Consider the following 24,187-nt stretch of genomic DNA (forward strand, 5'->3'; position numbering starts at 1 on the left):
CATACATTGGCTCACTCAGTGAAAACATCATGAGAAAAAACGGCCCCATCGCGCTGATTTTCCACACGCTCGTGATCGCGTTCGTGCTCGCCCCGCTCGTGATCGTCGTGCTGGTCGCCTTCACGCCCGACGAAACGCTCACGTTGCCCACGCACGGCGTCTCGCTGCGCTGGTTTCGCGCGATCCTCAATTACCCGGATTTCATCGGCGCGTTTTTCAACAGTCTGAAGCTGGCATTCGCTTCGGCGACACTGTCGCTGATCGTGGCGCTGCCCGCCGCGCTCGCCATCGGCCGCGCGCGCTTTCCGGGACGCAGCTTCCTTAACGGGCTGTTGCTGTCGCCACTCGTGATTCCCGGCCTCGTACTCGGCATCGCGCTGCTGCGCTTCTTCGCGCTGATCGGCGCGACCGGCTCGTTCGCATGGCTCGTGCTCGCGCACATGATCATCATCACGCCGTTCGTCATGCGGCTCGTGCTGGCTTCGGTGAGCGGCCTCGATCGCAGCGTCGAGCATGCCGCGCACTCGCTCGGCGCCGACCCGTGGACCACGTTTCGCCGCATCACCTTCCCGATGATTCTGCCGGGCATCACCGGCGGCTGGCTGCTGGCCTTCATCAACAGCTTCGACGAATTGACCATGTCGATCTTCGTCACCTCGCCGCAAACCGTCACGCTGCCGGTGCGCATGTACATGTACGCGACCGAATCGATCGATCCGATGATGGCTTCCGTCTCGGCGCTGGTGATCTTCATCACCGGTGGCGCGATGCTGCTGCTCGACCGCGTGTACGGCCTGAACCGCATTCTGATCGGCCAGCACTGATGTCCTCTTCCGACCAAGCTCTCATGCCGTCCACCTTGCCGCCTACTCACGCTCCCGCGTCACGCCGCGAGCCGCAGTTCATCCGCGTGGCGGAAACGCGGCGCGAACCGCTGCACTTCTTTCTCGACGGCCAGGAAGTCGCCGCACTGCAAGGCGATACGCTGCTGACGGCCGTGCTGATGCAACAACGCCGCGTGCGCGAAAGCGAATTCAGCGGCGCGCCGCGCGCGGGTTTCTGCCTGATCGGCGCATGCCAGGACTGCTGGATGCGCACCGAAGACGGCAAGCGCGTGCGCGCGTGCTCGACGCTCGTGACCGAAGGCATGCGTGTGCTCACGCGACTCGCCGCTGTGGAAGCCGGCGCCGCGGATGAAACCGGAGACGCCCGATGAGCGACGAACGCCGCATCGTGATCGTCGGCGCCGGGCCGGCCGGCGTACGCGCTGCCGAGACGCTGGTCGCGGCCGGCGTGAAGCCGATCGTGATCGATGAAAACGCACGCTGGGGCGGCCAGATTTATCGGCAACCGCCCGCGAACGGCGGCTTCGAGCGCTCGAAAAAAACGCTCTATGGTTTCGAAGCGCACAAGGCCGAAGCCCTGCATTCGACCATGGCCGCACTTCTGCCTCATCTCGACTATCGCCCCGACACGCTCGCGTGGGCCTGCGAAGCGGGCCGCCTCGATACCTTGCACGCGGGGCGCGAGCTGCGCGTGCCGTTCTCGCATCTGATCATCGCCAGCGGCGCGACCGACCGTGTACTGCCGGTACCGGGTTGGACCTTGCCGGGCGTCTACACGCTCGGCGCGGCCCAGGTCGCGCTGAAGGCGCAAGGCTGCGCGATCGGCCGGCGCGTCGTGCTGGCCGGCACCGGACCGCTGTTGTATCTGGTGGCGTACCAGTACGTGAAAGCCGGCGCGCAAGTCGTGGCCGTGCTCGACACGAGTCCGCTCTCGCAGCAGATCGCCGCAGCGCCGAAACTCGCGCGCCTGCCGTCTACTTTCGCGAAAGGACTGTATTACGTCGGCTGGCTGAAAACGCATGGCGTGCGGATCGAGCGCAATGTGACGCTGGTCGGCATTCGCGGCGTCGATGGTGTGCAAGCGCTCGAATGGCGCGCGTCGCGTGAAGATTCGCCGACCGAAACCATTGCATGCGACGCGGTCGGCGTGAGCTTCGGCCTGAAGCCGGAAACGCAGCTGGCCGATCTCGCGGGCTGCCGCTTCCGTTTCGACGCGACCAACCGTTGCTGGCTCCCCGAAGTGGACCCGGCGGGACGCAGTTCCGTGCGCGGCCTTTATCTCGCCGGCGACGGCGCGGGCATCGCCGGCGCGGACGCCGCCGAACTGGCCGGCCGCCGCGCCGCATTGGCCTTGCTCGACGATCTCGGCATCGCGCATCCACGCGGTCCGGGCATGCCCGACGCCGCATCGATCGAGCGCAGCCTGAAACGTATCGCGGTATTTCGCGAGGGCATCGAAACGGCGTTCGCGCCGCCGGCCAAATGCGCGTCGCAATGGCCCGACGACATGACCGTGTGCCGCTGCGAAGAGGTCGACGCGGGCACGTTGCGGCGCTGCATCCGCGACGGCGAAGCGAATGAGATCAACCGGCTGAAGGCGCTCACGCGCGTCGGCATGGGCCGCTGCCAGGGACGCATGTGCGGCGAAGCCGCGCTGACCCTGCTCGCCGAGGAAACCGGCCAATTGCTCGACGCGGTGGGCCGCCTGCGCAGCCAGCCGCCCGTCAAACCGATTCCGCTCTCGCCGGAGATGGTTGCCGACGACATCGCCGACATCCCCGTGGAGGCGCGCGATGAGTGACACATTGCACTACGACGTCGCGATCGCGGGCGGCGGGCTGGTCGGTTCATCGGCTGCGCTGGCGTTGGCGAAGCGAGGCTTGCGCGTCGGCCTGTTCGAGCGGCGCTATTGCGGCGCGCAAGCAAGCGGCGTGAACTACGGCGGCGTGCGCTGCCAGGGACGCCCTGTCGAACAGATGCCGCTCGCGATCCGCGCGCGGCGTATCTGGGACCGCTTGCCGGAGCTGATCGGCATCGACGGCGAATTCACGGTGTCCGGACACTTGCGCCTGGCGCGCAGCGAAAGCGATCTGGTCGCGCTGCAAACGTGGGCCGACATGGCGCGCGACTATGGACTGCATGCTCAACTGATCAGCGGCACGGCGTTCCGCCAACGCTATCCGTGGCTCGGGCCAGCGGCCGTCGGCGGCTCGCTGTGCGCGACGGACGGTCATGCGAATCCGCGGCTGGTGTCGCCCGCATTCGCACGAGCCGCGCGGGCCGCCGGCGCGGACGTGCGCGAGCAAACCGAACTCACCGACATTCATCACGACGGCACGCGCTTTCAACTGCGCGCCGGCGACCTGCGCATCAGCGCCGATTGGCTCATCAATTCCGCAGGCGCGTGGGCGAATACGGTGGCGGGCCACTTCGGCGAGACCGTGCCGATGAAACCGATCTACCCGAACATGTGGGTCACCGAACCGCTGCCGCTCTTCATCACGCACAACCTGGGCGTGTATGGCGGCGGCATCTACGCGCGGCAAGTGGCGCGCGGCAATTGCGTGATCGGCGGCGGACGCGGACATGGCGACGGCGAATACGGCCAGCCGTCGACGGACACCACGCGCGCCGTGATGCGCGATGCGTGCGCGCTGCTCCCGGCGTTGCGCGAGGCGCTGCTGATCCGCACATGGAGCGGCGTGGAAGGCGAAACGCCCGACAGCAATCCGATCATCGGTGCGAGCCGTACCGTGCCGCGTCTGTTGCATGCATTCGGTTTTTCAGGCGGCGGCTTCCTGCTCGCGCCGGGTGTCGGTGACGTGCTCGCCGATCTCGTCGTCGACGGCGCCACCGCCACGCCACTCGACGCTTTTTCGATTGGCCGCTTTGCTGCTGTCGCGACCTCTCCGGTCGCTTAAGTCCTCGTTTAGTGAATCTCAGGAGCCCCTCAATGAAACTGTTCAAGACGCTCGCGGCGCTGGCCGCATTGTGTGCATTCGGCGCAGCCGCGCCGGCGTGGTCGCAAAGCAAGACGATCTACATCGGCATGAACGGCGGTCCGATGGAGAAGGCCTATACGAGCCAGGTGCTGCCCGACTTCGAGAAAGCCAACAATGTGAAGGTGGTGGTGGTGCCGGGCACGTCGTCGGATATTCTCGCCAAGCTGCTCGCCAACAAGGCCAGCCCGCAGATTCACGTGGTGTTTCTCGACGACGGCGTGATGGCGCGCGCGGTCAGCATGGGCGTGTGCAAGAAGCTCGACGACGCGCCCGTTCTCAAGGAACTCTATCCGTTCGCGCGCATGAAGGACGATATGGGCGCGGGCGTGCAACTAGGCATGACCGGTATTGCCTACAACAAGAAGCTGTTCGCTGAAAAAGGCTGGGCCCCGCCCACATCGTGGATGGATTTCGCCGATCCGAAATACAAGGGCAAGGTGGTGTTCCAGTCGGCGTCGAGCAGCACCTTCGGGCTGCACGGCTTTCTCGCCATCAACCGCTTGATGGGCGGCAGCGAGCAAAACGTGGAGCCGGGCTTCACGAAATGGGCGAGTACGGTGGGACCGAACGTGGTCGAGTACGTGCCGAACTCGGCGAAGATTTCCGAAATGGTCCAGACCGGCGAAGCGGGCCTGTTCCCGTTGACGCCGACCGCCGTGGGCGATCTGGCGGACAAGGGCATTCCGGTCGGCTATGTGAATCCGAAGGAAGGTCCGGTGCTGCTGCTGGTCGACCTGTGCGTGGTCAACAACAACCCCGATCCGCAACTGGCGCAGAAGCTCGCGCAATTCCTGTTGTCGGCGCCGGCGCAAACCAGGGCCGCCGAGGCCGGCCGCCAGATTCCCACCAACCATCTCGCGAAGATGACGCCGCCCATGCAGCAGAGCCTCGGCAACGTCGACGATCTGGTGCGCAAGGTGACGGTAGTGGATTGGGATACGATCAACGCGCACCGCGCGCAGTGGGATACGCGCTGGAACCGGCAGATCGAGCGCTAAGCGCCGATTGGTTGCGCTTCAACGAAAACGCGCGCCTTGCAAGGCTGCAAGGCGCGCGTTTTTTTGTGCGTGAACGTCGTGTTGCGTGGCTGCGCTAGAAGATCACCGACATCGCCACCGCAAGCCAGATTCCCACCACGCCGACAAGAAACAGATGCCGCGCAATGCGAATCCGGCTATCGCTGGATTCGGGTTCGACAGGACTCGTCGCGACCCACGGCACGAGCCCGAGACACCCGAAGCCGATCAGCGCGGACACGAAGACGAAGACGTCGGCAACTCGCCATGTGGTCGGTTCATACAAACCCCAGTAGCCGAGAAAGACGATGCCGATCGAGAAGATCGTGGCCGAAGCGGCACTGAGTGCGGGCACTGATCCGATTGGACTCGGCATGCTTCACCTCTGATCGTTAGGCTGTTTTGGCCATGCCAGCGGAGTCCCGATTCGTGCCCGTGGTATCGCTCAGGACGTGCGGGCCTGCCTCGCTTCATACGTCTTCAGATGACTATAGGCGATACGCAGCAACGACAAGCCGTGCTCGCCCTTTTGCGCGTCGCCGCCGCGTGAAATCAGATCGCCGAGAATGTGATCCGCCTCGGTATGCGAGTGGTTTTCCACGTCCCGCAGCATGGAAGCGGTGAGCGGCGATGGTGTGAAGAGCGTTTGCGTGGCGCGCGCGTCGAAATCCGGGCCCATCGTGAAACCGTTGTGCTCCGCCACCGCGCGGCATTCGCCCAACAGATTCTCGATCACGCGCTTGCCGTCCGGCGCAGCCAGAATATCGCCCACCGAACCGCGCATCAAGCACGTGCCGGCCGCCAAAGTGGCCAGGAACACCCACTTCTCCCACATGCGCAGCAAAATGTTGTCGCTGACCAGCGCGTCGAAATTCGCGCCGGCCATCGCGTCGGCGATCGCCTGGACACGCTCCGACGTGCCGCCGGCCGGTTCGCCGAAAGTGATCGCGTGGGTGTCGTTCAGATGCACGATGTGCTGCTCGGCATTGAGCGTCGCGGCAATCACGCATTGACCGCCCAGCACGCGCGCGGCGCCGAACTTTTCGTTGAGCACGTCGATATGGCGCATGCCGTTGAGCATCGGCAGAATCAGCGTCGACTCGCCGACCAGCGGCGCGAAGGAATCGATGGCGTCGTCGAGACTGAAGGCTTTGCAGCTCAACAGTACGAGATCGAACGGCTCGGCGCTGACGCCGGCGAGAATCGTTTGCGGATCGGGCAGCTTGAGATCGCCGCGCACGCTGCTGATGACGAGTCCGTCACGCTTGAGCTTTTCCGCCCGGCCGGGACGCACGAGGAAGGTCACGTCCTGGCCCGCCGCTGCGAGACGCCCGCCGAAGTAGCCGCCCACGGCGCCCGCCCCTACTACTAGAATTCGCATCTTTGGCCTCTTGATAGATTTCGGTCACGCACCGGCGTCCATGAGCCACGGCTTCAGGAGGCGCTTATGCAGTGCGTGTGCAGAAATGTAGCAAAGATTGAAGATCGGCACCGGCCAGGATTGCCGTGGTCCGGCGTGTTGCATTGCACAGCGGCTTACGTCAGATCAATCCGCGCCTGCCGCATGTGAGTCTGTCATACGACCGCGTCATTCTCAAAGCGTGCCGCAAATGGTGTGCTCGTAAAGCGCCAGCATGCCCGGCACATCCACCTCGACACATACTTTGCAGTCGGGGCGGCTATCCCAGGCAGGCGCGGGCACGGGCATGGCCGACGGCTTCTGGATGGTTTGGCCCACCGCGATGCCCTCCGTCAACACGCGCACCGGACCGCTGCGCGTCGTATAGAGATGCGGCGCCAGCACATAGGCCACCGCGGACGAATCGTGCACGTAGATGCCCTCAAGCTGCGCGCTTTGCTCGTGGAACGCCTCGTAGTGCCGCGACACTTCCCACACGAACTGACCGGCCGCGCCGCCGCGATCGCGCAGCGAAGCCAGATACTCGTGGCTCATGATGGTGCGCTGCGTGACGTCCAGCCCGACGATCGCAACCGGCCACGCCGCGCCGAACACGATATCGGCGGCATCCGGGTCGCCCAGGATATTGGCTTCCGCCGCGGGCGTGACGTTGCCGAGCACGCCGTCCGTGCCGAACGCGCCGCCCATGATCACCACCTGCTTGACGAGCGAGGCGATCTGCGGATCGTCGGCAAGCGCGAGCGCAAGGTTCGTGAGCGGGCCCACGGCAAGCAGCGTCACTTCGCCAGGATGCGCGCGCACCGTCTCGATGATGAAGCGATGCGCGGGGCGCGCATCGAGCGCGGCCGCGTCCGTTGTATCCAGCGCGATATTGCCGACCCCGTTGTCGCCGTGAATCCAGGCGAGCGGTTCAGGTGCGCTGCGCTCGAGCGGAGCCGCCGCACCCTGCGCGACCGGCACGCCGGCGGCGAACCGTCCGGCGAGAACGCGCGCGTTGCGCGTGGTTGTTTCGATCGTCGCGTTGCCGAATACGCTCGTCAGACCGAGCAGTTCGATATCCGGATGCAGCGCCTGAAACACGAGCGCCATTGCATCGTCCACACCTGGGTCGGTGTCGTAGATGACCTTGTGCTTGGTCATAGATAGAACGCATCCGGCAATTGTTCGCGCGCGGTGGTGTCGCGCGTGGCGCCATGCAGATTGCCGAGGCGAATCGGCAGTTCAGGGCCGCCCAATTCGATGATCACCTGGCGGCACGCGCCGCAGGGCGCGATCGGGCCGTCCGTATCGCCGATCACCGCAAGCGCTGCGAACTGGTCACGCTGATAACCCGCAGCAATGGCGCTGAAAAACGCGGTACGTTCCGCGCAATTGCACAAACCGTACGAGGCGTTCTCGACATTGCAGCCGTCGAACACCCGGCCGTCTTTGGTCAGCAGCGCCGCGCCGACCTTGAATTTCGAATAAGGCGCATAGGCCTTTTCTCGCGCGACGCCCGCGCGTTCCAACAGTTGTTCCATATTCATCCAGCAATCCTCGATTCAATTCAGCGTAATGAACATGCCCGCAATCGTGGCGCTCATCAGGTTCGAGAGCGTCGCGGCAAGCACGACACGCAGGCCGTAACGCGCGACTTCGGCACGGCGTCCCGGCGCGACGGCGCTAAAGCCGCCCGTTAGCACCGCGATCGACGAAAAGTTCGCGAAGCCGCACAACGCAAACGACAGGATAGCAATGGTACGCGGATCGAGCGCCTGCAGACCGGCCGCGGTCACGCTCGCGGCGTCTTTCAGATAGGGCGACAGCGACGCATACGCGACGAACTCGTTGAGAATGACCTTCTGGCCGAGGAAATTGCCGGCGATCGTGGCCTCGTTCCACGGCACGCCGATCAGATAGGCGAGCGGCGCGAAGATGACGCCGAGCATCGATTGCATCGACAGTTGCGGATGGCCGAACCAGCCGCCCACGCCGCCCACGATCCCGTTGAGCAATGCAATCAGCCCGACGAACGCGATCAGCATCGCGCCGACCATCACCGCGATTTTCAGGCCCACGGTCGCGCCGGAGCTCGCGGCCTCGATGATATTGGCGGGACGCTTCTCGTCGAAGTTGAGGTTGTCCATATGTACCCGGCTCGGTTCGGTGGACGGATGAATGATCTTCGCGAACAGCAAGCCGCCCGGTACCGCCATGAACGACGCCGCCAGCAGATACTCGATGCGCACGCCGAGCCCCGCATAGCCCGCCAGCACCGACCCGGCGACGGCCGCCATGCCGCTCGACATCACCGCGAACAATTCAGCGCCGGTCATGTCGCGCGTAAACGGTTTGACCACGGCGGGCATTTCGCTTTGACCCAGAAAGATCGTGGTGACCGCGGAGAACGATTCGAGCTTCGACACGCCGAGCAGCTTCTGAAATACCGTGCCGAGCACGATCACGATCCAGCGCATCACGCCGAGGTAGTACAGCACGGAGATCAACGCCGTGACGAAGATGATGGCCGGCAACACGCGCACGGCGAACACGAAACCGCCGTCGCCGAAGACCTGGAACATCTTCGCTTGCACGAGGCCGCCGAACAGGAACTCGATGCCCGCGTTGCCGTAGCCGAGCACGTTATTGACGGCGGACGCCGCGCCCGAAAGTATCGATTTGCCGACCGGCACGAACAGAATGAATGCGCCGATACCGATCTGCGCCAGCAGCGCGCTGATTACAGTCCGTAAGCGGATAGCGCGCCGGTTAGTGGAAAAGATCAACGCGATGAATAGCAGTACGGCAATACCGAGGATATTTCGAGCGATCAGTGCCATGTCTCGTGATGTTCTTGTGAAAATGGCATTGATGCTAAACGAAACTGATGCCGGAACAAAAACTTTAAATATGGGACGGCACTCTAGTGCCGAAGAATGCATCACGGTTGATGCGAGACGCATCTGCGAAACTTCGACAAGGGTGCGTCGACATGTATTTCGCATGCCGACGCACCCTGCAGCTATCGACTCAAAGTCACAGCATTTCCAATGCCAGCGCGATGCCCTGGCCACCGCCAATACAAAGCGTCACGATGCCGCGTTTGAGGCCGTCGCGCCGCATCGAATGAAGCAGGCGTGTCGTCAGCACGGCACCGGTCGCGCCGATCGGATGGCCATGCGCGATCGCGCCGCCTTGCACGTTGATCAGCTCGTCCGCAATGCCGAGTTTGCGCGCGACCGCGATCGGCACGGCGGCAAACGCCTCATTGATTTCGAAGCGCTCGACATCGCGCAATTGCCAACCGGCTCGCGCCAACGCCATCTCCACGGCCGGCACGGGACCGAGGCCGAACATGCCGGGCTCGACCGCGGCAACGCCATAAGACACGAGACGCGCGAACGGCGCGATACCGTGTGCTTCCGCGAAACTACGCTCGGCCACGAGCATTGCGGCCGCGCCACTGTTTAATCCGGGCGCGTTGCCCGCGGTGATCGTGCCGTCGGGACGAAATGCCGGACGTAGTTTGGCCAGCGTTTCCACGGTGGTGTCGGGACGCGGCTGTTCATCGCGTGTGAAATGCTGCGGGCCTTTGCGCCCTGCTATTTCCACGCCAACCAGTTCGGCGTCGAAATCGCCGCGCGCCTGGGCTTCGCTAAATCGCTGCTGCGAACGCGCGGCCCAACGGTCCTGAGTTTCGCGCGTGATGTCGAATTGCGCGACGAGGTCTTCCGTGTGCCAGCCGGAATGCTCGCCGGAAAACGCGTCGTTCAGGCCATCGCGCAACAGGCTGTCGTGGATCTGCGCGTTGCCCATGCGGTAGCCCCAACGGCCTCCGTCGAGCAGATACGGCGCGCGGTCCATGTTTTCCATGCCGCCCGCCACGGCCGCATCGCCGAGACCTAGCAGGATTTCCTGGGCCGCCGATGCGATTGCCTGCGCGCCCGAGCCGCACACGCGATTGACCGTCAATGCCGGCACGGCCACCGGCACACCGCCGCCAATCGATGCCTGGCGCGCGGGATTCATCTTGTTGCCGGCCTGGATCACATTGCCCATCACGACCGACGCCAACTCAGCCGCGTCGAGCCCGCTGCGGAGCAACGTCTCACGCACGGCGACCGCGCCGATTTCGGTTGCCGGCACGTCCTTCAACGATCCGCCGAATGCGCCGACCGGCGTTCTCACCGGATTGCAGATCACTACTTCTCGCTGGTTCGCCATCATTTCTCTCCAGTTGGTTCAACACCTCATTGGCCACGCGCGTGCATCGGTCGATCAGTTGTTCGCCGATACCGCCGTGACCGCGTCAGGCACATCCCAGCCGCCGCCGAGCGACCGGTACAACGCGACGGCCGAAAGCGCATGCTCGCGCTTGGCCTGGTTCAACGACTCCGCGTCACGCAGATACGCCTCCTGCGCGGTCAGCACATCGAGAAAATCCGCCGCGCCGCCCTTGTACAGTTCGCTCGACAGACGCAGCGCCTGGTTCGACGCATCGAGCGCGCCGCCAAGACGTTGCACCTGCACGGCGCCGCTCACCAGATCGCCGCGGTTGTCCTCGATTTCCTTCAGCGCTTGCAGCATGGTTTGCTGCAAGCCGAGTTGCGATTCGCGCATGCGGCTTTCGCTCGCGTCGATATTCGCGGTGATGCGGCCCGCGTTGAAGATCGGGCTCGTCGCGTTCAAGGCGGCGCTGAAGAGGTTGTCGGTCAGCGTCGGCAAACCGAGATAGGACGAGGCCAGCAAGCCATCGGCGAGATTGAGGCGGAACTGCGGATAACGCTGCGCTTTCGACACGCCCACTTCCGCCGCGCGCTGTTCGACCGTCGCGTAGGCGGTGCGCACGTCGGGACGCTGCAGGAGCGCTTCCGAAGGCAGCATCTGCGGCACGCTTTGCGCGGGCACCGGAATGTCGCGTGCGTTGGCGAGCAGCAAGCCGTCGACGCTCTCCGGCGTGCGGCCCGAGTACACCGCGATCAGACTCAATTGATGCTGCACCGCCGATTGCACGCGCGGGATCTGCGCCTGCAAATCCTCGAGCTGGTTCTGTGCGCGCGCGACGTCGAGTTGCGTCGACAGGCCGTAGTGCAGACGCTGCTGCGTGAGCTTCAGCGCGCGTGCGCGGATCTGCTCGTTGTCGCTCAGAATCTGCAACTGCGATTGCGCCCAGCGCAGATCGATATACGCTGCCGCGGTATTCGCCGCGAGCGCTAGGCGCACCTCGTTCAATGCGGACTGACGTCCCGACACTTGGGCCTGCGCCGCTAATACCGCGAGACGCTCGCCACCAAACACATCCGGCGTCCAGCTCGCGGTCAAGCCAACGCCGGCCTGACGCACATAGCCGAGCGGCGGCGGCGTGTTCTGACGCGAGTTGGACGCGGTCGCGCTCGCATTCAACTCCGGCAGCAGGGCCGCGCGATTTTGCTTCGCCAGATCCTGCGCCTGCCTGACGCGCTCCACCGCCGCCTGCACATCGAGGTTGCCGGTCAACACGGATTCGACCAGTTGATGCATGACCGGGTCGCCGAATTGCGCCCACCACGCGTTGGCGCTCACGCTGTCTTGCGGCGCGTCGACATTCCATGCGGCAGGCGCGACGGTTTTCACGGTTTGCGGCAAATCCGCGTGCGTTGCCGGTTGCACCGCGCACGCCGCGAGCGTCAGCAAGGCGGCGCTCGCCAGTACTTTGACAAGGATCGGTTTCATGTTGAATTCCTCAATGAGCATCGGGCGGCGGTGCGGTATTGCCGAACGGGCGCGAGAACAGCACGCTCAGCAGGCCGACCACGAAACAGAGCGACAGGGCGTAAAACGTGTCGGAGAACGTGAGCACGAGCGCTTCGCGCATCAGCAGCGCGTGCAGTTGGCCGAGCCCGGCGTTGGCCGCGTTCAGCGCGTTGCCGCCCACCGCCGCAAAATGCGCGCTTTGCTGCTGCAAGATCGATTCGACCACCGGACGGCCCACGTTCAGGTGTTCATCGAGCCGCTCGTAGTGCAGGTTCAGGCGGTCGTTGAGCATCGTGCTGCTCACCGCAATGCCGATCGCGCCGCCGAGGTTACGCATCAGGTTGAACAGGCCGCTTGCGGAGCGAAGCCTCGACATCGGCAATGAACCGAGCGCCATCGTGACAATGGGCGGAATGCAGAACTGCTGGCCGATGCCGCGCAACGCTTGTGGGATCAGCAACTCCTGCCAGCCCCACTGATTGGTCAGCGGCACATACAGATAACAGCCGACGCCGAACAGCACCAGACCGAACACCAGCAGGATCCGCATGTCGATGAAGCGCGCGACCACCGAATACGCCACCATCGCGACCAATTGAAAACAGCCGACCGACAGCAGCGCCACGCCGATCTGCAACGAATCGAAGCCACGCACACGGGACAGGAACACCGGCGTCAGGAACACCGCGCAGAAAATCCCGATCCCGGTGATGAACGACAGCAGACTGCCAATGCCGAAGTTGCGGATCGCCAACGCGCGCAAATCGACGATCGGCTCTTTCGCGGTGAACGCATGCACGATGAACAGGAATCCGCAGATCGCCGTTATCCACGCGCACGTCAGGATCACGTCGTCGCCGAACCAGTTCTTGCGCGGCCCTTCCTCCAGCACGTATTCGAGGCAACCGAGAAAACCGGACATCAGAAGGATGCCCAGGTAATCGCCTTTCTTCAGCAGCGACAGTTCGACGTTGTCGAAATGCACGTACTTCGGCACCATCAGCGCGACGGCCAGACCCGGCACCAGGTTCAGATAGAACAGCCAGTGCCACGACCATTGCGACGTGATCCAGCCGCCGATCACCGGACCAATGGTCGGCGCGAGCGTGGCGAGCGCGCTGATGGTGGTGGATGCAATCAGCCGCTGCTTGCCGGGAAACAGCACGAAGGCCGTGGTGAACACCGTCGGGATCATCGCGGCGCCGAGCGCGCCCTGCAAACCGCGGAACAGGATCATCGAGTTGATGTCCCACGCGAGACCGCACAACATGCTGGTGATCGTGAAGCCGAGCGCGGAAAACGCGAACACCCAGCGCGTGGAGAACACGCGGGTGAGCCAGCCGGACATCGGAATCACCAGAATCTCAGCGATCAGATACGAGGTTTGCACCCACGAGAGTTCGTCCTGGCTCGCGGACAAACCGCCGCCGATATCCTTGAGCGACGACGCCACGATCTGGATATCGAGCGTCGCCATGAAAAACCCCACGCACATCAGCGTGAACGCCAGGACTTTGGTTCGCGTCGGCAGGTCGGCGGGGTTGGCGAGAACTTGGGTCATGATCGGCTCATCCGCGCGCCGGCGCGTTGCCGGAACTCACATGCACTTTCACCGTGGCCGACAGACCGGGGCGCAGCACGCCTTGCATTTCCTTCGGCACGTTCAGCCGCACACGCACCGGCACGCGCTGCACGATCTTCGTGAAGTTGCCCGTGGCGTTCTCGGCAGGCAGCACGCTGAACGTCGCGCCGGTGGCCGGGGCCAGACTTTCCACCACACCGTGAATCGCAGTGCTCGATGCGTCGAGATCGACATCGACGCTGTCGCCGACGCGCATCTTCTTCAACTGGTCTTCCTTGAAGTTGGCGTCGATCCACAATCCGCTCGACGGCACCACGGTCAGCAGCGACACGCCGGTGTTCGCCAGCAGGCCGACACGCGCCGTGCGATTGCCGATATAGCCGTCGATCGGCGAGCGAATCGTCGTGTACTCCACATTCAGCGCCGCGACACGCTGGGCGGCTTGCGCCGTCGCGATGCGCGCCTCGGCGTCGCCGATTTGCGCGTCGAGCACCGCAATCTGACGTTGCGCCGCGATCAGCGCGGCGCCGCTGCGATCGACCGCCGCACGCGCTTTGGTCAGATCGGCATCCGCGCGTTCGACCACCTGGTTCGATACCGCGTCGTCCTTCACCAGTTCGCGGTAGCGCGTCTGGTCCGCGGCGCTGCGCGTCAATTCGGCGCCGGACGCGCGCACCTCGGCGGCCTGCTCGTTGATGGTGGCGAGTTGCAAGGATTTCTTCGCCTGCAGTTCGATTACCGCGGCTTGTGCGCTCTGCACTTCCGCCGTGGCCTGGGCGAGCCGCGCGTCGTAATCGCGCGCATCGAGCCGGATCAGCACCTCGTTCGCGTGGACGAACTGGTTGTCGTGCACGAGCACATCCGTAACGAAGCCGTTCACCTTCGGCGCCATCACGGTGACATCGCCGCCCACGTAGGCATCGTCAGTCGTTTCGACGAAGCGGCCGACGAAGAACCAGTACGACGCAGCAAGCGCCAGCACGGCAATGACCGTGATGACCGCGAGCAGCATCCACGGAATGCGCCGTGCCGGTTTGGCGGTCTGCGCCGCGCTCGGCGGGGCGATAGTCGATGGAGTAGTGGACATGGTGTCGATATGTGCGTATGCACTCGTTACGTTAAAAAAACGGCGCGTGGATTGCGCCGGCTGTACGTCGCCGTATCCGCGACTTCAGATTGAATCCCGTGTGATGGCGAACAATTCGCCTCGCAATGCAGCCGCACGCCGTTCGCCGAAACGATGCTCGAATTCGGCTTGCGCGGCATGCCAATGTTCGCCCCCTGCCTTGAGACGCGCCTCGCCTGCAGGCGTGAGCGTGATCGTCAGCGCCCGCGCGTCGGCACCGAGTGCCTCGCTCGACACGAGGCCGTTACGGCGCAGTGGCTGAATCGTGCGGACCAGGGTGGTGCGTTCCATGCGCATGGCTTCAGCCATTTGCTTCATCGTCATGGGGCCGGTGCGTTTGAGCCGTCCCAGCAGCGAAAACTGCGTAATGGTCAGCCCGACATTCGCCAGGTGCCGGTCGTATATCTGCGAGACATAACGCGCGGCCTGGCGGATGGCAAAGCAGTCGTCGTCGAAGAGCCCTTCCATTGCTGCACTTCCTCGTTTGTGAGTGCGTATGCACATAAACAGGCGAACCGATGCTCGTCGGAACGAGCGGGTACGCCTCAACTAGCCGGTGATGCTGAAGAGTTCGGCGCGCAGCGTTTTGGCGCGCGCATGGCCGAACTTCTTTTCAAACTCGTCCTGTGCGGCGCGCCACGCGATGGCCGCCTGATCGAACGTGGCTTCGCCTTTGTCCGTCAGGCTGAACAGAAGGGTGCGGCCGTCATGCTCCGCCGATTCGGCTACTACCAGACCGTCGCGCTGCAGGGGTTTCATAGCGCGGACCAGCGTGGTGCGCTCCATCACCATGGCGTCCGCCAGATCCACCATGGGCAGATTCGGCATGCGCGCGAGCTTGGCGAGAATCGTGAACTGCGCAGCCGTCAGGCCTACCTCGCCGAGGTGGCGTTCGTAGATTTGCGTGACGTGCCGGGCCGCCTGGCGCAACGCGAAGCAGTTGCATTCGTCGTAAGAGATGGGACGGTTCATGAGGTGGAGTCTATATGTGCATACGCACAGAGTCAAGTTTGGCTATTTTGAACACAGTGTTGCTGAATTTGGGCAACGGCCTCATCCATGCTGCTTCCCGCTATATGGGGTTACCCACGCGAAAGTGTTATTTTTAGCACGTCTGCCATATCAACGGGCCAAATCACTGTTCCTTCAGTGCACCAGCACATTGTTGATCTGGACCACGTCGGCAATGCTCAGGGCGGCTGTGTCGCCCTTGAGTTGCATCAACGCGACGATGGCGTCATAACGAGCCGCCAGCAAATCGCGTTGCGCAGAATAGAGTGCGTCGATCGCTCTGAGCACGTCGCTGGCCGTGCGGCTACCCACGCGAAAACCGACCCGACTTGCCGCCAGCACTTCTTGCGAAGACGCCACCAGATGGGCAAGCAAGTCGATTCGCGTGCGGCCGTACTGATAGCGGCTGTAATCGTCGCGGGCCGCGGCTTCGGCGTCCCGCGTGGCGCCCGTGAAGCCCTCTTGCGCCTTGTCTTCCAGCGCCGATGACGCCTCCACCTTTGCCTGTGTCTCACCGCCGGAAAAAATCGGTATCGAGACCGCCAGCATGCCCGTTGTCGTGGTTGTGGGTCGCGAGAAACCGGAGGCCGCGCCGGCGGGCGTATAGCTTCCGGTCAGGTAAACCGAGGGCAAGTGCGCCGACTGCGCCTTGCTCACCTCCGTCCGGGCGATCTCCCAGTCCAGCTGTTTCAGTTGCACGTCGAACGCGTGATTCTTCGCCTGCGCGGCCCATGCATCAATGTCCTCAGGTTGCAGGCGCGGCATGGGCAACGACTCTGGCAATCGCGCGAGCGTCTCGAACGGCACGCCGGTGGCCTGCTCGAACGCGCGGCGCTTCGCAAGCAACGTGTTTTCAGCATCCATCCGCTCGATCGCGACCTTCTCGCGCGCGGTCTGGGCGTCGCGCAAATCGATCAGCGTTGCTTCACCCGCCGCTTTGCCCCGATTGATCAACTGCAGGTGCTGATCGACCGCGGCCGCGTATTCGCTCACGCGCCTCAGCTCATCCTCGGCGACAAGCGCTTCGAAATAGATACGCACGGCGCGCAGAATCGCCGCCTGTTGCGCGGCATTCAGTTCGACAGCGCCGCGCGCTTCGACAAAATCCGCCTGCTTGTAGTTGCTCCATTTCGTCCAGTCGAACAACGGCTGCGCGATATTGACGGTCCAGCCCGATTGCCAGTAGGTCGTGGTCGGAAAACCATCTGTCGCGAGGCGATTGTAGGTGCGCCCCCAGCCTGCGGAAATCTGCGGCAGTAATCCCGCACGCGCCAGCGGAACGGCCTGCTGCGCGGCCGCGTAGCCCGCACGTGCCTGCGCGAGGCTGGAGTCGCGGCCGAGCGTCTGCTGCGTGACGGTGAGGAGGTCAGCCGCAAATGCGGGACTCGCCATGGCGCAAAACAGGTGCACCGCAACGCGCGCGACACGGAACTTAAGCATGGATCGGCTCCGGCAGAGGATGTAAGTGCTCGGGCACCAGTGCACCGTCTACAAGGCGATACCGAACGTCGAACGCGGCTGCCAGCGACCGGTCGTGGGTGATCACGACAACCGTGCAGTTCAGCCGGCGCAGCAAGGCAGCCACGTGTTGCACCGAAGCCGGATCCAGATTGGACGTGGGCTCGTCGAGCAGCAGCAGACTTCGGCCCTGATAGAGCGCACGCGCCAACAGCAGGCGTTGCCGCTGGCCAGCGGAGATGTTCGCAATCGTGTCGCTAATCACGGTTCGGGTGCGCATCGGCAGACGCATGACGTCCTGCATCAATCCGACGTCTTCGAGCAGCGCGTGTACGCGGTCTTCGTCGATACTGGCTGCAAATAACGTGATGTTTTCGGCAATCGAGCCGTGCAGAATCAGATCGCCCTGACGCATGTGGGCCGCATGCCGGCGGATTTCGTCGATAGTCAGATTGGGCCATGCGATGCCGTTGAGCATGATCTGACCTTTCTGAAGCGGCTCGGCAGCCGACAGCAGTTTGAATAACGTCGATTTCCCCGCGCCCGACGGACCCGTAATGGCGACCTTGTCGCCATGCCGGATATCGATGCTCACGTCCCGCAGAACCGGCTGGTCGGACACGCCGTAGCGAAACGTGACGTTGCGCACCTCGATACGCTCGAACATACGTATCTCCGTCACACGGTTGCGCTCGGCAAACGGCGTATATCGCTCTTCCTCGCACTCGACGATATCCGCCACGCGCGCGGTCGGCACGCTCAGCATGAAATACGCGAACGCGCCATTGACGGCATGGGCAAAGCGCTCGGACATCAACGACTTGTAGATCAGAAACGAATAGAACACGCCCACGGAAACGCTGCCGGCCAGCATCAGCCGCGCGGCGAACCAGGTGATCGCAATCGTGTCCGCGTACTGGACCAGTTTGAGGATCGCGTCGCGCGCGCTGTTCAACCTGTTACTCGCCAGCAGCGCGCCCACATATTCCTTGTACTTGATCATGTAGAGCGCCGTACGGCGCGTCTCGCCCTGCGCGAGCTTAATCAGGCTCGCAGCCCGGATCGTTTCGATCAATGCGTCGTCGCAGCGCGCCGACGTTTCCAGCACAAGCGCGTGGTTGTCCCGCATGCGCGCGAACATGCCCAGCGCGACGGCAAGATAGAGGATGAACATGGCCACGGCGACGGCCGTCAGCATGCGGCTCTGCACCAGCATCAGACCCAGCGCCAGAGATCCCACCGCGATGTCGATGCACATCGACGTGACGGTTCGGGTCGCATAGACGCTGATCTCGTCCTGCGCCTTGACGCGTGCGAAGACATCGCCGACATGACGCTTTTCGAACCACGACATCGGGTTGCGCAGGAGATGACCGAGCAATCCCTCGGTCATATTGACCTGCGTAAGCTGATGCAGCAGTTCGACAAGGCGCGACTCCACATACTGGCTCAGCGCCCCGACCGCGAAAATGCCGGCAAATGTCAGCACTAACACGCTCAGCAAATTCAGGTTGTCCGCGGAGACCACGTAGTCGAGCACGAGGTTGCCGAGATAAGGCATGGCGAGAATCGCAAACTGGCTTCCCAGTGTGACGAACATGACTTTCGCCAGTTGTCTGCGCAGTGCGGGATTCAATGCCCGCACGCGTGCAAGCGCACCGGGCACCGGCGATTTCGCGCGAATACGCGGCATGGAAGGCGTTGCCGAACATTCCAGCAGATAACCGGACACGCTCGCCATAAATGTATCCATCGAGACCCGCCGCCGCCCGCTGGCCGGATCGAGGACTTGAACGTAGCCATGCCCGCACTTCTCGAACACCACGAAATGCGCGCCGCCGAATTGAAGAATCGAGCCTCGCTTGACCGAATGAAGATCCGCCATGTCGAACCGGTAGGCCTGTACGGCCAGGCCGAAGTCGGTCGCCACGTCGTAGAGATCCATCAAAGTCAGGCCATTTGCCGAGATTGGCCTGAACGCGGACAACTCGCGCACTTCAGTCGCGCGGCCGAGATGTGAAAGCACCATTGCCAGGCAGGCATAGCCGCATTCCGCGACTTCGTTCTGATAGATCGTTCGCACCGGGTCTCCTGTTAGCCTCTGATCATGCGGAAAAGCGGCGCCAGCACCCATTCGGCGATCGTCCTGCGCTCGACGACGATGCTCGCCGTTGCCCGCATCCCCGGCAAGATGTCGAAATGTTGCTTGCCGTAGTCGAACGTCTTGCCCCGCAGCGTTGCCCACGCCAGATAGTCGCCGTCTCCACCGCCTTGAGCGGCCAGCGAGGCGGGAACGCCAGGAGGCGCTGCGGAGGCCTGCATCGTCGTGTCGGAAATAGCGTCGATGCGGGCTTCGTAGCTGCCGAATTTCGCGTACGGAAACGCATCGAATTTAAGCCGTACGGTCTGACCTTTTTCGACGAACCCACGACGCCGCGACGGAATGCGCAGCGCCGCCCGCAACGCGCCCTTCTCGTCCGTCGCGATGACGAGCGCGACGTCGGATGCCTCCAGCGTGTGACCCGGCACGAGTTTCGAAAACGTGACGACTCCCGCCCGCGGTGCCGAGATCGTTGCGTCGAGGCGCGACTGCTCGAAGCGCATCTGGATTTCCTGAATGCTTTGTTCGTGCCTGGCGTCGTTCTCTTTCAGTTGCGCATCGAGGTCGATCAGCGTGCCGCTTAACGTCGATATCTCGCCGCGCAACTGTTCGCGGCGCGCCCTGCCTTGAGCAATGGAGACCTTGACCTGATGCTCGTCCGCGCTGGCCTGCTCGATACGATCGGCTGTCACGTAGTCCGACACCGACTTGAGGCGCACGAGCTTCTGCTGCGATTCGTCCGCAAGCTGGCGGTTCTGGGCGATCTGTTCATCCAGCGCGCTGAATTCCGCTCTCCGGCTCGCGCCGGTCAGCGATGAAGCATCGCGCTGCGCGGTGAGTTGCGCCTTGCGCTGCGTGTACTGCTCGTCTGCGACACGAATCTGCTCGTCGCGCATTTGCGAGTCGAACACATTGCGCTGGCGGCCGTCGCTCGATAACGATAGATCGCGCTGCAGTGTGAACAAGGGCGCACCCGACGCCACACGTTCCAACGGGTGCACGTACACCGACGTCACGAGTCCGCTCAAACCCCGCACCTTCACTTCAGACGGCGAGACGATTTCGCACTGCACATCCTGCTTGAGCTCGACTTCATGCAGGAAGCCGAAGCCAATTGCGACCATCACGATTGCCGACGCGACATAGGCGATCCATCGCCATGAAATGTCCTTGAACTGCGGGATACTGGTTGGTTCCATTACTGTCCTGCCGCCTCTCTTCTGGAGACGAGATGTGTCTTTCTAACGGCGGTTGCGTGCGTTATCTGGCGGGCGCAAACGCGTACATTGAAGGATGTCCGGCGGCTAGCGAGCGCGCATAGTTGTCTCTCAGCGCTTTCTGGATGCAATCGGCGACACGTTGAGGTGCGTCGCTTTGCGCGAGCTCGATCGGCTCCAGCACGACCGCACTGAAACGCCCACGCTCGAAGCGCAGATAGAACGGCAGCAGCAGCGCGTCGAGCGGCGCGCCCATACGGAATACGCCGTTATGAATACGCGCCGAACGGCCGAACATGGACACGCCGACCGTCTCCATAGGATAGCCGCTCAACGCGAATGGCGGCGCGTCGGAAAACAGCACGACGACGCCGTTGCGTCTGAGCGAGCGCGCCGCGCGCAATCCCAATCCGCCGCGGTTCGTTTCGCTATAGGTGTGAAGGATGTCGATGTGCGGAATCATCGCCTCATCGCTTCCGTAAATGTCTTGCGGCACGCCCGATACGACACCGATGGATGCGAGACCGAGTTGCTTGCGCAGTTCGTCGATCAGATAAATATTGGCGTATTGCGAAAGGTAGTGGAACGGCGAAACGATGACCGCCCGCTCCGGCGTCGCTGTTTTCACTTTCCTGATGATCTGCGCGAGGACGCCAGCCGCGCGTTGCAAATCCGGCCAGGTTTCGGCGCGATTGCGCTGGCGGCCAAAATGAAGCCGCTGATCGATCAGTTTCTCGAGCACCCTGCCCGACAGGACGCGATGGTCGTCAATCTGTTCGAGCTTCAACACGTCGCGCCCGACATCCCGCCGCTCAATACCGCTCCAGCGTAGCCGAGCGTTGAAACGACTCCCCACGTACCACGCGAAAATTGCAAGCGGTTCGATCGCACGCAGAGGTATGCGCGCGAGACAGGCGCCTTGCACCCAGGCGCGGCCGCGCCTCGCACCGCGCCTGACGGCAACGGGCAACGCGCGCAACGCTTTTAACAACCCCATGCTGGCTCCTTCGTCACGGTGACATAGCCGTTCCGCGGGAACGCCATCATTCGTCATCTGAACGCGAAGGCCGATCGCGAACGATCGGGCTTCGCGAGACTGCGGGCGGGTAATCAGCCCGCCCTTACACCCTTAACGCTGCTTAGTTACGCCCCCCGTGGCAATTCGGTGCCGGTGCCGGAGCCGGCTTCGCCGGTGCACAGTAGCCCTTGCAGCAGCCACCGGCGATTTTCGATTGAGCCAGCGCGTTACGATCGATCTTTTGCATTTTCTTGCCTTTTTTGTGAAATAAAGTTAGTACAGCTATAACTACAGACTACGACCTACAAAACATGGCTTTGCCTCCAGTGAGACTCGGCCAATTCTCGAATCTTTATCCATCTGGGCCACGCAGATTTTCAGACAGCCCCGAGTCAGGACATCGCGCGTGAGCGTCCCGGGCTATTTCAGTGATGCCCGTTCCCGCGCTCGACGTCCGACCACAAAACAACCGAATTACGTGCATACACTTTCATCGGCATGATGTTCGTGAACAGCATCAGACGCTCGGCGCCTTCCGTCTGGTCCGCAGTGGCGACATTCGCAGCGACGTTGTCGCCAACCGTCTCCTGCTTGATGACCCACTCATTCCATCGCGACGCAGTCTCCGGATCCGTCGGTTCGGCGCTGCCGTTGGCCAATTCGCGCCGGACGCCGATTTCAATCCGGTCCGCACCGCCCGGCTCCAGATGCGGCACCGGCACATAACCGGGACTGCTCGCGTTCGGGCCGATAGAGTCTGGCGCGCTGACATTTACGCCGTTCGTCGGCAAAACAATGTCTGCTGTGACTCCCGGTTCGTTGCCCAGCGCAATGCCTCGCCGGTGAACAAACACTGAGCCCCGCATATTCGCCGACGCCTGCGAGTAACCGGAACCGCCGCTCGCACTCCCACCGAAAGTCGCGTAGGCACTTTGGTACTGCGCACTGCCACCACCTGTAGTCGACCGTTCCGAATGCGTTCCGTATATGCCGTAACGCAGTTCATCCGCGGTGCCGGCGGAGCCCGCGAGCATGGCCTGCTCGGACCAGCCGGCACGACTGTCATGCATCAGGCCCGCCGACAGCGACGAAGCGCGCTCCACCTTGCCTAGCGGCACCGAGACGCTTGCGAACACCTGATTGCTCATTGGCCCTGCCAACCCGTTGCGCTGACGGGAAACCGATACGGTGTAGTTCAGATTCGTTTCGGCCACACGTAATGCGCCGGTGTAGCCGATCTGAAACTGCGTATCGGAGCCCGAACGGTTCCAGGCATTCGAGGTCGAGCCGACCACATATAGCGAACCGTCACCGGCGCCGACGCGCTGGTTCAGGGTGATCTGCAACTGGTTGCGCCGGCGCCGGATGCCGTCTGCGCCCGAACCCGCTTGCATTGCGTCCCGCCCCAGCATCGTGTCGCGCAGCGTGAGGAAGCCACCGGATGAGTAGCCGTACGCCGCGACGGACACGTTCGTATCCGTCTGCTCGATGAACTCGCTATAGCCGATGCGCAGACTTGTGCCGCGCATACTCCGTGCATGCGATACATCGGCCTGAGCCTCCGAGACATCGGCCGACAGTGCGCCGATCGGCGTACGGAGCGCCGCGCCGATCAGGCCGGACAGATAGCCGTCGGCGACGATCGCCCCGCCATAGCCCGTCATCACGCTGTTGATACCGTGCTGAACCGCGCCTTGCAGCAAAGCGCCGTGATGCCTGATCTGCGCGTCACGGGTCGCGCCACCGACGATGCTGAAGCGCGTCGAGCCTGGCCGCACAAGCGGTACGACAGATGTATACGGCACGGTGAAACTGTGCCGACTTCCATCCGCCTCCGTCACGGTAACGAGCAGATTGCCGCCGTACCCTGTTGGTGCAACGTCATGAATCTCAAACGGCCCTGGCGCAACTGTCGCTTCGTATAAACGGTTGCCGTTCTGCGTAACGGTGACCAGCGCATTCGACATCGCCACGCCACGCACCACAGGTGCGTAACCGGGCAGCGACTCAGACACCGCGCTATCGATACTCTCCATCTTTACGCCACGCACGCCGATGCTGTCGAACACAGCGCCGTCCGTGAACTGGTCCCCCAGCACGAGCTGGCTCTTCAACGACGGGATGTCATGCTGCAGGTAAGCCGCGACATTCTGGTAGGACGTGCCCCGGCCCGTATTGGACTGCAACACACCCCGCTCGCGCACTCGCCAGTTGCCGATATTGACGCCGGCAGTAAAGCCAAGATAACTCTGTGTGTCCGCTGCTCCTTCGCTGGACGTATGGAACGTATTGAACGCGTAGCCGAGCGCCGCCGACGGACTCTCAGCGTACGGATTCACGACAGGTTCGCTTGTGGGCGCAGGCACTTCAGGCACTATTGCCGAAGCATCGACGCGATCGTCGTTGCGCTGGCCGCTGAACACGCTACTAACGCCGGCAAGCGCCTGCGCGTGCCCGGACGCCGGCACGCAAGCGCCGAGCGCGCCGAACATCAGCGCATGGGTATGCCTGAACGCACGCCTATTCAATCCCCGCGCGAATTCGGACTGTCTTTTCCCCGCCATTTCAACCGTCAGTGTTCGTTATGCGTGTAGCGATGTGCACGTGGCTCTGCGTGGCCGCGTTTCGAACGAAAGTATCGGCGCTGGCGCTCGCGCCAGCTAGACGATTTCACTGAGA

The 24,187-nt window shown here is 63.1% G+C and carries 21 protein-coding genes; 5 read left to right on the top strand and 16 right to left on the bottom strand.

The genetic code is table 11. The features are described 5' to 3' along the window. Positions 1–29 precede the first annotated feature (29 nt). The 5 genes from P0D73_RS01160 to P0D73_RS01180 are packed head-to-tail and all read left to right on the top strand — an operon-like array spanning position 30 to position 4,845. Positions 30–824: an ABC transporter permease gene (locus P0D73_RS01160; protein WP_408249223.1), complete on the top strand. Its 795-nt coding sequence runs from the start codon at positions 30–32 to the stop codon at positions 822–824. Continuing rightward, the gene (locus tag P0D73_RS01165) at positions 824–1,216 is read left to right on the top strand and encodes a (2Fe-2S)-binding protein (protein WP_408429153.1); all 393 of its coding nucleotides are present in this window, start codon (positions 824–826) and stop codon (positions 1,214–1,216) included. The genes P0D73_RS01160 and P0D73_RS01165 overlap by 1 nt, the downstream gene beginning before the upstream one ends. Further along, positions 1,213–2,646: an FAD/NAD(P)-dependent oxidoreductase gene (locus tag P0D73_RS01170; RefSeq protein WP_408429155.1), complete on the top strand. Its 1,434-nt coding sequence runs from the start codon at positions 1,213–1,215 to the stop codon at positions 2,644–2,646. The genes P0D73_RS01165 and P0D73_RS01170 overlap by 4 nt, the downstream gene beginning before the upstream one ends. Further along, entirely contained in the window at positions 2,639–3,766 is a 1,128-nt protein-coding gene (locus tag P0D73_RS01175) for an NAD(P)/FAD-dependent oxidoreductase (protein WP_408175049.1), read from the top strand. Before P0D73_RS01170 ends, P0D73_RS01175 begins: the two co-directional genes overlap by 8 nt. Before the next feature lie 32 nt (positions 3,767–3,798). Next, positions 3,799–4,845 (top strand): ABC transporter substrate-binding protein, encoded by a 1,047-nt coding sequence (locus tag P0D73_RS01180; RefSeq protein WP_408280975.1) that lies wholly within the window; start codon positions 3,799–3,801, stop codon positions 4,843–4,845. Positions 4,846–4,939: 94 nt separating this feature from the next. Here P0D73_RS01180 and P0D73_RS01185 read toward each other — a convergent pair whose 3' ends face one another. From P0D73_RS01185 to P0D73_RS01260, 16 genes are all read right to left on the bottom strand, one after another. Then, positions 4,940–5,239, bottom strand: coding sequence for a hypothetical protein (locus tag P0D73_RS01185; protein ID WP_132377883.1), 300 nt, complete (start codon positions 5,237–5,239; stop codon positions 4,940–4,942). A 69-nt stretch (positions 5,240–5,308) separates the two neighbouring features. Then, positions 5,309–6,244, bottom strand: coding sequence for a 2-dehydropantoate 2-reductase (gene panE / locus P0D73_RS01190; RefSeq protein ID WP_132377885.1), 936 nt, complete (start codon positions 6,242–6,244; stop codon positions 5,309–5,311). A gap of 213 nt (positions 6,245–6,457) precedes the next feature. Continuing rightward, positions 6,458–7,423 (bottom strand): nucleoside hydrolase, encoded by a 966-nt coding sequence (locus P0D73_RS01195; protein WP_408429159.1) that lies wholly within the window; start codon positions 7,421–7,423, stop codon positions 6,458–6,460. Next, positions 7,420–7,809 (bottom strand): cytidine deaminase, encoded by a 390-nt coding sequence (locus P0D73_RS01200; protein ID WP_408429161.1) that lies wholly within the window; start codon positions 7,807–7,809, stop codon positions 7,420–7,422. Before P0D73_RS01200 ends, P0D73_RS01195 begins: the two co-directional genes overlap by 4 nt. A 15-nt stretch (positions 7,810–7,824) precedes the next feature. Then, a complete protein-coding gene (locus P0D73_RS01205; protein WP_408429164.1) occupies positions 7,825–9,102 on the bottom strand; it encodes a NupC/NupG family nucleoside CNT transporter in 1,278 nt (425 codons plus the stop codon). A 196-nt stretch (positions 9,103–9,298) separates the two neighbouring features. Further along, complete coding sequence (locus P0D73_RS01210; RefSeq protein WP_408429605.1) at positions 9,299–10,486, bottom strand: thiolase family protein; 1,188 nt, start codon at positions 10,484–10,486, stop codon at positions 9,299–9,301. A gap of 54 nt (positions 10,487–10,540) precedes the next feature. Beyond that, positions 10,541–11,974, bottom strand: a complete 1,434-nt coding sequence (locus P0D73_RS01215; protein ID WP_408429167.1) for an efflux transporter outer membrane subunit — start codon at positions 11,972–11,974, stop codon at positions 10,541–10,543. Between the two features lie 10 nt (positions 11,975–11,984). After that, entirely contained in the window at positions 11,985–13,556 is a 1,572-nt protein-coding gene (locus P0D73_RS01220; protein WP_408175059.1) for a DHA2 family efflux MFS transporter permease subunit, read from the bottom strand. Between the two features lie 7 nt (positions 13,557–13,563). Further along, positions 13,564–14,664, bottom strand: a complete 1,101-nt coding sequence (locus P0D73_RS01225; RefSeq protein WP_207915700.1) for an HlyD family secretion protein — start codon at positions 14,662–14,664, stop codon at positions 13,564–13,566. Between the two features lie 84 nt (positions 14,665–14,748). After that, positions 14,749–15,171: a MarR family winged helix-turn-helix transcriptional regulator gene (locus P0D73_RS01230; protein WP_408175061.1), complete on the bottom strand. Its 423-nt coding sequence runs from the start codon at positions 15,169–15,171 to the stop codon at positions 14,749–14,751. Positions 15,172–15,252: 81 nt separating this feature from the next. Continuing rightward, positions 15,253–15,675, bottom strand: a complete 423-nt coding sequence (locus P0D73_RS01235) for a MarR family winged helix-turn-helix transcriptional regulator (protein ID WP_132377902.1) — start codon at positions 15,673–15,675, stop codon at positions 15,253–15,255. 174 nt (positions 15,676–15,849) lie between these two features. Beyond that, positions 15,850–17,154 carry a TolC family outer membrane protein gene (locus P0D73_RS01240; protein WP_408280958.1) on the bottom strand — a complete coding sequence of 435 codons (1,305 nt, stop codon included), beginning with the start codon at positions 17,152–17,154 and terminating at the stop codon, positions 15,850–15,852. Beyond that, the gene (locus tag P0D73_RS01245; RefSeq protein WP_408429171.1) at positions 17,147–19,255 is read right to left on the bottom strand and encodes a peptidase domain-containing ABC transporter; all 2,109 of its coding nucleotides are present in this window, start codon (positions 19,253–19,255) and stop codon (positions 17,147–17,149) included. Before P0D73_RS01245 ends, P0D73_RS01240 begins: the two co-directional genes overlap by 8 nt. 11 nt (positions 19,256–19,266) lie before the next feature. Continuing rightward, the gene (locus P0D73_RS01250) at positions 19,267–20,472 is read right to left on the bottom strand and encodes an HlyD family secretion protein (protein ID WP_408429174.1); all 1,206 of its coding nucleotides are present in this window, start codon (positions 20,470–20,472) and stop codon (positions 19,267–19,269) included. A 61-nt stretch (positions 20,473–20,533) separates the two neighbouring features. Then, on the bottom strand, positions 20,534–21,487 hold the full coding sequence (locus P0D73_RS01255; RefSeq protein WP_408429176.1) for a lysophospholipid acyltransferase family protein: 954 nt from the start codon (positions 21,485–21,487) through the stop codon (positions 20,534–20,536). Positions 21,488–21,933: 446 nt separating this feature from the next. Then, positions 21,934–24,036 carry a fimbria/pilus outer membrane usher protein gene (locus P0D73_RS01260; protein WP_408429178.1) on the bottom strand — a complete coding sequence of 701 codons (2,103 nt, stop codon included), beginning with the start codon at positions 24,034–24,036 and terminating at the stop codon, positions 21,934–21,936. Positions 24,037–24,187 lie beyond the last annotated feature (151 nt).

The sequence above is a fragment of the Paraburkholderia sp. RL18-101-BIB-B genome (genome assembly GCF_046026985.1).
Taxonomy (GTDB): Bacteria; Pseudomonadota; Gammaproteobacteria; order Burkholderiales; family Burkholderiaceae; genus Paraburkholderia.